5 protein-coding genes and 1 pseudogene are annotated in these 8,913 nt (G+C 30.7%); all 6 read left to right on the top strand.

Features of this window, described 5'->3' with window-relative positions; translation table 11 throughout:
• Positions 1-58: 58 nt before the first annotated feature.
• The 6 genes and pseudogenes from A500_RS09215 to A500_RS09190 all read left to right on the top strand — a co-directional run bounded on the left by A500_RS09215 (position 59) and on the right by A500_RS09190 (position 8,912).
• Positions 59-1,040: pseudogene (locus tag A500_RS09215) on the top strand (alpha/beta hydrolase fold domain-containing protein).
• A 357-nt stretch (positions 1,041-1,397) separates the two neighbouring features.
• Positions 1,398-2,714, top strand: coding sequence for a YgeY family selenium metabolism-linked hydrolase (locus A500_RS09210; protein ID WP_016207308.1), 1,317 nt, complete (start codon positions 1,398-1,400; stop codon positions 2,712-2,714).
• Positions 2,715-2,782: 68 nt separating this feature from the next.
• A complete protein-coding gene (ygeW, locus tag A500_RS09205; protein WP_016207307.1) occupies positions 2,783-3,976 on the top strand; it encodes a knotted carbamoyltransferase YgeW in 1,194 nt (397 codons plus the stop codon).
• A 112-nt stretch (positions 3,977-4,088) separates the two neighbouring features.
• Positions 4,089-5,018 (top strand): carbamate kinase, encoded by a 930-nt coding sequence (arcC, locus tag A500_RS09200; RefSeq protein WP_016207306.1) that lies wholly within the window; start codon positions 4,089-4,091, stop codon positions 5,016-5,018.
• An 18-nt stretch (positions 5,019-5,036) separates the two neighbouring features.
• Entirely contained in the window at positions 5,037-6,251 is a 1,215-nt protein-coding gene (dpaL, locus tag A500_RS09195; protein WP_016207305.1) for a diaminopropionate ammonia-lyase, read from the top strand.
• A gap of 336 nt (positions 6,252-6,587) precedes the next feature.
• The gene (locus A500_RS09190; protein ID WP_016207304.1) at positions 6,588-8,912 is read left to right on the top strand and encodes an ABC transporter ATP-binding protein/permease; all 2,325 of its coding nucleotides are present in this window, start codon (positions 6,588-6,590) and stop codon (positions 8,910-8,912) included.
• The last annotated feature ends 1 nt before the right edge of the window (position 8,913 follow it).

Genomic DNA, 8,913 nt, shown 5'->3' with positions numbered 1-8,913 from the left:
CGTATAACTTCGTATAATGTATGCTATACGAAGTTATATAATGAAGAAAGGAGATAAGATGAGAAAATTTTTCAAAATTTTAGGAATGATATTAATAGCAATAGTTTTATTAGCAGGCATATTTATATATTCTATAAGAGATAGGATATCTTTATATACTAATATAATTAAAAAAATATAGTGAATTTGTTGAGGATGGAGAGAGTTTAACACAAGATACTTCTTTAAAAGCAATAGATTATATAGATTATAATAATGTTGAATATAAAAATACTAATGGAGTTCCTTTAAATTTAGATATATATTCACCAAAGAAAGATGTAAAAGGAGGATCACCTGTAATTCTTTATGTTCATGGAGGAAGCTGGGTTTATGGTGGAAAAGAAATACCACAGGCTATATCTCCATTATTAGATTCCTTTAGAGAAGAAGGGTTTACTATAATAAGCACTAGTTATGAGCTTATGAGGAACGAAGAAAATTTCAGTAAGCAAATAAGTGATGTTAAGGATACGATAAGATGGATTTATAAAAATAAAGATAAGTTCGATTTTAACACAGACAGAATAGGAGTTATAGGAGCTTCTTCAGGAGCACATTTAGCTTTAATGGCAGCATATAGTGATAATAATGAATTTATTGACTCACCAGAATTAAAAGATTATCCCTGTGATATAAAATATATAATAGATTTTTTTGGACCAACAGATTTATCTACTTTAGATATTAACAATGTTCAATGGGATTTAGAGCAGATTATAAATTCTGTGGGAGAAAATAAAGATGAAATATTAAATAAATATAGTCCAATAAATTACGTGGATAAAGAAGAACCAACAACGCTTATAGTTCATAGCAAACAAGATAAAATAGTTCCATACGAAAATGCAGAATTATTATATAATAAATTAAAGTCGAATGGAAATAAGTCAGAGTTGATAACATTAGAAGGAACTAGTCATGATTTCTCTCAAATAGATATAGATGAACTTGTAGGTGTGGGAATTAAAATGTTAGAATTTATAGCTAAGAATATGTAGAAAATTAATAAAAGTATCAAATTTAATTTATACTTTTCTATATAAATGTGAAATTATATTTTCTAGATAAAACAATGCTTATCAATTTGATAAAAAACTATTTAAAGCCTCTAAAAGTCAAGAAAACTGTAGAATTAACCAAAGTGATAAAGGGTTATCAAAATGATAACCCTTTATTTTTTATACAAAAAAATATGAATAAATATGGTGAATAGCGAATAAAATCAAACAAAATCACATATAAAATTTAAAAAACACCGCTAAGATTTGGCATGGATTTTGCTTGATATATAAATGAGATTTAGAATAAAAATATTTAAAATTAAATACATTTGTAAAGATAAGGGGGAAAAGAATATGGATTTTAAAAATATCAAACTACAAGCAGAGGGATATGAAGCTCAAATGACTAAATTCTTAAGAGATTTAGTTGCTATTCCTGGAGAAAGTTGTGAAGAAAAAGGTGTTGTTGAACGTATAGCTGAAGAAATGAGAGCAGTAGGTTTTGACAAAGTGGAAATAGACCCACAAGGTAATGTATTAGGATATATGGGTACAGGGGAAACATTAATAGGTTTTGATGCTCATATTGACACAGTTGGTATAGGAAATAGAACTAATTGGAATTTTGATCCATATGAAGGATATGAAACAGAAACTGAAATAGGTGGACGTGGTACTTCTGACCAATTAGGCGGAATTGTTTCATCTGTTTATGGTGCAAAAATAATGAAAGATTTAGGACTGTTAAATAAAAAATATACAGCATTAGTTGTTGGATCAGTTCAAGAAGAAGACTGTGATGGACTTTGCTGGGAATATATAATTAAGGAAGATAAAGTTAGACCTGAATTTGTAGTGTCTACAGAGCCAACAGATGGTGGTATATATAGAGGACAAAGAGGACGTATGGAAATACGTGTTGATGTTCAAGGAGTTTCATGTCATGGTTCTGCTCCAGAAAGAGGAGATAACGCAATTTATAAAATGGCTGAAATATTGACTAATGTTCGTGATCTTAACGAAAATGATGCAGCTGATGATAAAGAAATTAAAGGTTTAGTAAAAATGTTAGATGAAAAATATAATCCAGAATATAGAGAAGCTAACTTTTTAGGTAGAGGTACTGTTACAACTTCTGAAATTTTCTTTACTTCACCAAGCCGTTGTGCAGTTGCCGATTCATGTTCAATTTCATTAGATCGTCGTATGACTGCAGGTGAAACTTGGGAGAGCTGCTTAGAAGAAATTCGCGAACTTCCAGCTGTTAAAAAGTATAATGCAACTGTAAGTATGTATAACTATGATAGACCAAGTTATACAGGATTAGTGTATCCAATTGAATGTTATTTCCCAACTTGGGTAATTCCAGAGGATCATGTTGTAACAAAGGCAATGGAAGAAGCATATAAGGGTCTTTATGGAACAACAAGAAGTGGTGATGCTGTAACTAATGAAATGAGAAAAGCACGCCCTCTTACTGATAAATGGACATTCTCAACAAATGGTGTTTCAATAATGGGACGTAATGGAATTCCTGTAATAGGGTTTGGACCTGGTGCAGAAGCACAAGCACATGCTCCAAATGAAAAAACTTGGAAAGAAGATTTAGTAAAATGTGCTGCTGTTTATGCTGCATTACCAACAATTTATTGTGCTAATAAAGATAAATAAAAATATAATATTAAGTTAAATTTAAAAATTAAAATAAAATTAAGATAATGAAGGGTAGGAATATTAAGATGGCTTTAATGGACAAATATATTAATAAACTTAACGAATTAGATTTTTCAAAGATGCATAATGACGATTTTATGTTAACTTGGGAAAAGAGTGATGATGAATTACAAGCTGTATTCACAGTTGCAGAGGCATTGAGAACTTTAAGAGAAAACAATATTTCATCAAAGATATTTGATAGTGGTCTTGGAATATCCTTATTTAGAGATAACTCTACAAGAACAAGATTTAGCTTTGCATCAGCTTGTAACCTTTTAGGTTTAGAAGTACAAGACTTGGATGAAGGAAAATCTCAAGTAGCTCATGGAGAAACAGTTAGAGAAACTGCTAACATGGTTTCATTTATGGCAGATGTTATAGGTATTAGAGATGATATGTATATCGGAAAAGGAAATACTTACATGAGAGAAGTATCAAAGGCTGTAAGAGAAGGGCATGAAGAAGGAACATTAGAACAAATTCCTACTCTTGTTAATTTACAATGTGATATAGACCATCCTACTCAAGCTATGGCAGATGCACTTCATTTAATAAACGAGTTTGGTGGTGTAGAAAACTTAAAAGGTAAGAAAGTTGCTATGTCTTGGGCATATTCTCCATCATATGGTAAACCATTATCAGTTCCTCAAGGAATAATTGGATTATTAACAAGATTCGGAATGGATGTTGTTTTAGCTCATCCAGAAGGATATGAAGTAATGCCAGAAGTTGAAGAAGTAGCTAAAAAGAATGCTGAACTTTCAGGTGGATCATTTACTAAAACTAACTCAATGGAAGAAGCATTTAAAGATGCGGACATAGTGTATCCAAAGAGCTGGGCTCCGTTTGTTGCTATGGAAAAGAGAACTGAATTATATGGTAATGGAGATTTTGATGGAATAAAAGCTTTAGAAAAAGAATTATTGGCACATAATGCTGAACATAAAGATTGGCAATGTACTGAAGAGTTAATGAAGACAACTAAGGATGGAAAGGCTTTATACCTACACTGCTTACCAGCAGATATTACAGGTGTTAGCTGTGAAGTTGGAGAAGTGGATGCTTCAGTATTTGATAGATACAGAAAGCCATTATATAAAGAAGCTAGCTATAAGCCATATGCTATAGCAGCTATGATATTCTTAAGCAAAGTAAAAAATCCACAAGAAGTTTTAGCTAAACTAGAAGCTGAAACTAAGGAAAGACAAGTTAAATAATATAATTTAGATGTTATATTTAGAATAAACACACTAATGGGCTTTTATTCAGTTTATTGAATAAGGGCCCATGCAATATAAAAATAAATCCAAATTAATAGGGAGAGAAATTATGAAAAAGAAAATAGTAATAGCATTAGGTGGGAATGCATTAGGAAATAATTTAGAAGAACAAATGGGTGCTGTTAAATCAACAGCAAGAGCTATTGTGGATTTAATTGAAGAAGGACATGATGTGGTAATATCTCATGGAAATGGACCTCAAGTAGGAATGATAAATCTTGCTATGGATGCATTAACGAAATCAAATTATAAATACTCATCAATTCCAATGTCTGTATGTGTGGCTATGAGTCAAGGATATGTAGGATATGACTTGCAAAATGCTCTTAGAGAAGAATTGTTAAACAGGAATATAGATAAATCAGTAGCAACAATTGTTACTCAGGTTGAAGTAGATAAAGATGATAAAGCTTTTAGTAATCCAACTAAGCCAATTGGAAGTTTCATGACTAAAGATGAAGCAGAGTCTTTAATTGCAAAGGGTGAAAATGTAGTTGAAGATTCAGGAAGAGGATATAGAAGGGTTGTTGCATCACCAAGACCAAAAAGTATTATAGAAATTGATACAATTAGAAGTTTAGTAGATTCTGGACAAGTTGTTATAGCATGCGGCGGTGGTGGAATTCCAGTAGTGAAAGAAGGAAACCATCTAAAAGGCGCTAGCGCAGTTATAGATAAAGATTTTGCTAGTGCTACATTAGCTAAAGAATTAGATGCTGATTTTCTAATTATATTAACAGCTGTAGAAAAAGCAGCTATAAATTATGGAAAAGAGAATGAAAAATGGCTTGATGATGTTACAGTTGAGGAAATGACTAAGTATGTAGAAGAGGGACATTTTGCCCCTGGATCAATGAAACCTAAAGTAGAGGCAGGAATAGAATTTGCATCTTCTAAAGAAGGAAGATATGCACTTATTACTTTACTTGAAAAAGCTAAAGATGGAATTTTAGGTAAGACAGGAACAAGAATAAAATAAGCTCAAGGGGGAGAAGTAATGTCTGAAAAAATTCAATGGAAAGAAAATACCATGCCAAAGAATAAAAAAGATGGTGACTTAGACTTTTTAAATATAGATGAAATAAATAAAGCAAGAAACTTTCATAGAAGTTTCCCAGAATATAGTGTGACACCATTAGTTAATTTAGAAAATTTAAGTAAGAGATTAGGTTTAAAAGGAATATATTTAAAAGATGAATCTTATAGATTTGGATTAAATGCATTTAAAGTTTTAGGTGGTTCTTATTCAATGGGAAAATATTTAGCACAAAGATTGAATAAGGATATTGCTGAGTTACCATATGAAAAACTAACATCAGAAGAGGTTAAAAGTGAATTGGGAGAAATAACATTTGTAACTGCAACTGATGGAAATCACGGAAGAGGAGTTGCATGGACTGCTAATAGATTGAAACAAAAATCAGTAGTATATATGCCAAAGGGATCTTCACTAATAAGATTAGAAAATATAAGAAAAGAAGGAGCAGAAGCTTCAATTACTGATATGAATTATGATGATGCTGTAAGACTTGCAGCAAAATATGCAGAAGAACATAACGGAGTGGTAGTCCAAGATACAGCTTGGGAAGGTTATGAAGAAATACCAGCATGGATAATGCAAGGCTATGGAACCATGGGACTTGAAGCATTAGAACAATTAAGAAATGATTATAATGTAGAAAGACCAACTCATATATTTTTACAAGCAGGAGTAGGCTCCCTTGCAGGAGGAATTCAAGGATTTTTTGCATCGGTATTTGGTGAAGATTGTCCAACAACGGTTGTAGTAGAAGCAAAAGAAGCAGCATGCTACTATGAATCAGCAATTGCAAACGATGGAAAGCCAAGAGCTGTTGGTGGGGATATGCCAACAATAATGGCTGGACTTGCATGTGGAGAGGTTAATATAACAGGGTTTGAAGTGTTAAAAAATCACTCAAAAGTTTTTGTTTCAGCTCCAAATTATGTTGCAGCAAATGGAATGAGGGTTCTTGGAAATCCTTTAAATGGCGATAATAAGGTTATATCTGGAGAATCAGGAGCTGTTACATTAGGATTAGTATATGAATTAATGACAAATCCAGAATATAAAGATTTAAAGGAATCTATTAGCTTAGATGAAAACTCAAGGGTATTATTATTTAGTACTGAAGGAGATACAGATCCAGATAAGTACAGAGAGATTGTTTGGGAAGGAAGCTACAATAGATAATTGACAGTGGAGAGCACTAATTGATAATTTAGAATAGACAATAGATAATCTAAGAAGTAATTCAGAGTAGCTGAATTACTTCTTTTTTTAAAAGTTTTTCGCTTTTCAAATTTTCAACTATTAATTCTTAATTTTTTTATAAATTTGGTTATAATGTTAAGTATAATAACAATTTAGGACAGAAAACATTAAGGTTATTTCTTAGGATTTTATATAAGGGAATAAATGACTAACTTAATAAAAATTAAATAAATTTAATTTTTAAGTTCATATTAAGTTCATATAAATAAAATATTATAAACATATCGTAGCAAAATTTATTGTAGGAGGAAAAGTATGTTATCGTTAAAAAATATAAAAAAGTCATATGTAACAGGCGAATTTAAGCAAGTAGCATTAAATGGTGTAAGTCTAAGTTTTAGGCAAAATGAATTTGTTGCAATATTAGGTCCAAGTGGTTCAGGAAAAACCACTTGTCTAAATGTTATTGGTGGATTAGATAATTATGATAGCGGAGATTTAATTATTAATGGAAAATCTACTAGAGAATTTAAGGATTCCGATTGGGATGCATATCGTAATAATAGTATAGGCTTTGTATTTCAAAGCTATAACTTAATAAGTCATTTAAGCATTTTAGATAATGTAGAGATGGGGATGACATTAAGTGGGGTTTCATCATCTGAAAAACATGAAAAAGCTATGGAAGTCTTAGAACGTGTTGGACTTAAAGAACATGTTCATAAAAGGCCTAATCAACTTTCCGGAGGACAAATGCAAAGAGTTGCTATTGCAAGAGCTCTTGCTAATGATCCAGATATAATATTGGCAGATGAACCTACTGGTGCATTAGATACTAAGACTAGTATTCAAATAATGGATTTGATAAAAGATATTGCAAAAGATAAGCTTGTTATTATGGTAACTCATAATCCAGAACTTGCAAAAGAATATGCAGATAGAATAGTTGAGTTTCGAGATGGAAATGTAATTTCAGATACTAATTCATTAGAAGATGAAAAAAGCAATACTTCATATAGTCTTAGAAAGACAAGTATGAGTTTCCTTACAGCATTAAAGTTATCTGGGATGAATATTAGAACTAAAAAATGGAGAACTTTCTTAACAGCATTTGCATCAAGTATTGGGATTATAGGAATAGCTTTAATTCTCTCTCTTTCAAATGGATTTGATAAGCAAATAGATATGTTTGAAACAGATACATTGTCAGGTTTTCCAATAATGATTAATCAAACAGCAACAGAAATAGATGTAAATGATATGAAATCACAAAGAAATAAAATGCTTGGTTTAGATAAAGAGGAAGGAAAATACCCAGATTCAGAAGTTATTTATCCTTACAACGCAGAAGAAAATAGACGAACACATAAAAATAATTTAACTGAAGATTATGTAAAATATATAGAAGATATAGATAAAAGTTTATTATCAGGTCTAGGATATACACGTTTAGTTAACATGAATATTTTAAAAATGGTAGATGATACTGCAACAACAATAAATACTAAAGATTTAAATTTATCTTCTTATCCAATAAGTACAGATGGAAATAAAATAGGCTATTTAGAAAAGAATTATGATTTATTATATGGAAATTATCCAGAAACAATGAATGATTTAGTTTTAGTAGTTGATGAATATAATAAAATCGACACAAAGGTTTTAGAGGCATTAGGAATAAGTAGTAATTTAGAAGAGATTAATTTTAACAATATTGTAGGACATGAAATTAAAGCAGTTTTAAATGATGATTACTATAAGAAAGTTGGAAACTTTTTTACATTATCAGTTAATCCCTCAGATATGAGTGAACTTTATAATAATGAAAGGGCTATTCCACTAAAAATAGCAGGTATTATAAGACTTAAAGACGGCGTGGATATTTCATTATTATCTAATGGTATTTCATATTCAGATGATTTAAGCAAATATTTCATAGAAAAATCAAAAGATTCAGAAGTAGTTAAAGCACAGCAAGAGGCAGATTATAATGTATTTACAGGACAAAGTTTTGCAGAAGATAATGGCACATCTAATGCAAAAGAAAGCTTATTAGCAAGTCTAGGGGCAACAGAGGTTCCTTATATGATAACTTTATATCCAAAAGATTTTACAACAAAAGATGAAGTAATATCATATTTAGATTCTTGGAATGATGGAAAAGATAAGGAGGATATGATAATATATAATGATATGGCAAGTACCTTTGTAAGCTTATCAAGTGGGATTATGGATGCAATAACAATGGTTCTTATAGCATTTGCAGCAATATCATTAGTAGTATCATTAATAATGGTTTCAATAATAACTTATATTTCTGTGTTAGAAAGAACAAAGGAAATAGGAGTGTTAAGGGCATTAGGAGCTAGAAAGAAGGATATAACAAGAGTATTTAATGCTGAAACATTTATAATTGGAAGTTTATCAGGTTTTCTTGGAATACTTATAGCTTGGCTTTTAACTTTCCCAACAAATCATATACTATATAAGGTAACTGATTTAGAAAACGTTGCTGTTTTAAATCCAATTCATGCAATATTATTAGTAATAATAAGTGTAACATTAACCATACTTGGAGGATTTATACCAGCTAAAATGGCATCAAAGAAAGATCCAGTTGAAGCTTTAAGAACAGAATAGA

The organism is Clostridium sartagoforme AAU1 (genome assembly GCF_000401215.1).
Classification (GTDB): domain Bacteria; phylum Bacillota; class Clostridia; order Clostridiales; family Clostridiaceae; genus Clostridium; species Clostridium sartagoforme.
This window is presented reverse-complemented; position numbering and strand designations above follow the sequence as displayed.

Excerpts from the sequence above, each read along its gene's own strand:
- A500_RS09210 (WP_016207308.1), top strand. The coding sequence starts at position 1,398 with ATGGATTTTAAAAATATCAAACTACAAGCAGAGGGATATGAAGCTCAA.
- dpaL (WP_016207305.1), top strand. The coding sequence starts at position 5,037 with ATGTCTGAAAAAATTCAATGGAAAGAAAATACCATGCCAAAGAATAAA.
- A500_RS09190 (WP_016207304.1), top strand. The coding sequence starts at position 6,588 with ATGTTATCGTTAAAAAATATAAAAAAGTCATATGTAACAGGCGAATTT.
- arcC (WP_016207306.1), top strand. The coding sequence starts at position 4,089 with ATGAAAAAGAAAATAGTAATAGCATTAGGTGGGAATGCATTAGGAAAT.
- ygeW (WP_016207307.1), top strand. The coding sequence starts at position 2,783 with ATGGCTTTAATGGACAAATATATTAATAAACTTAACGAATTAGATTTT.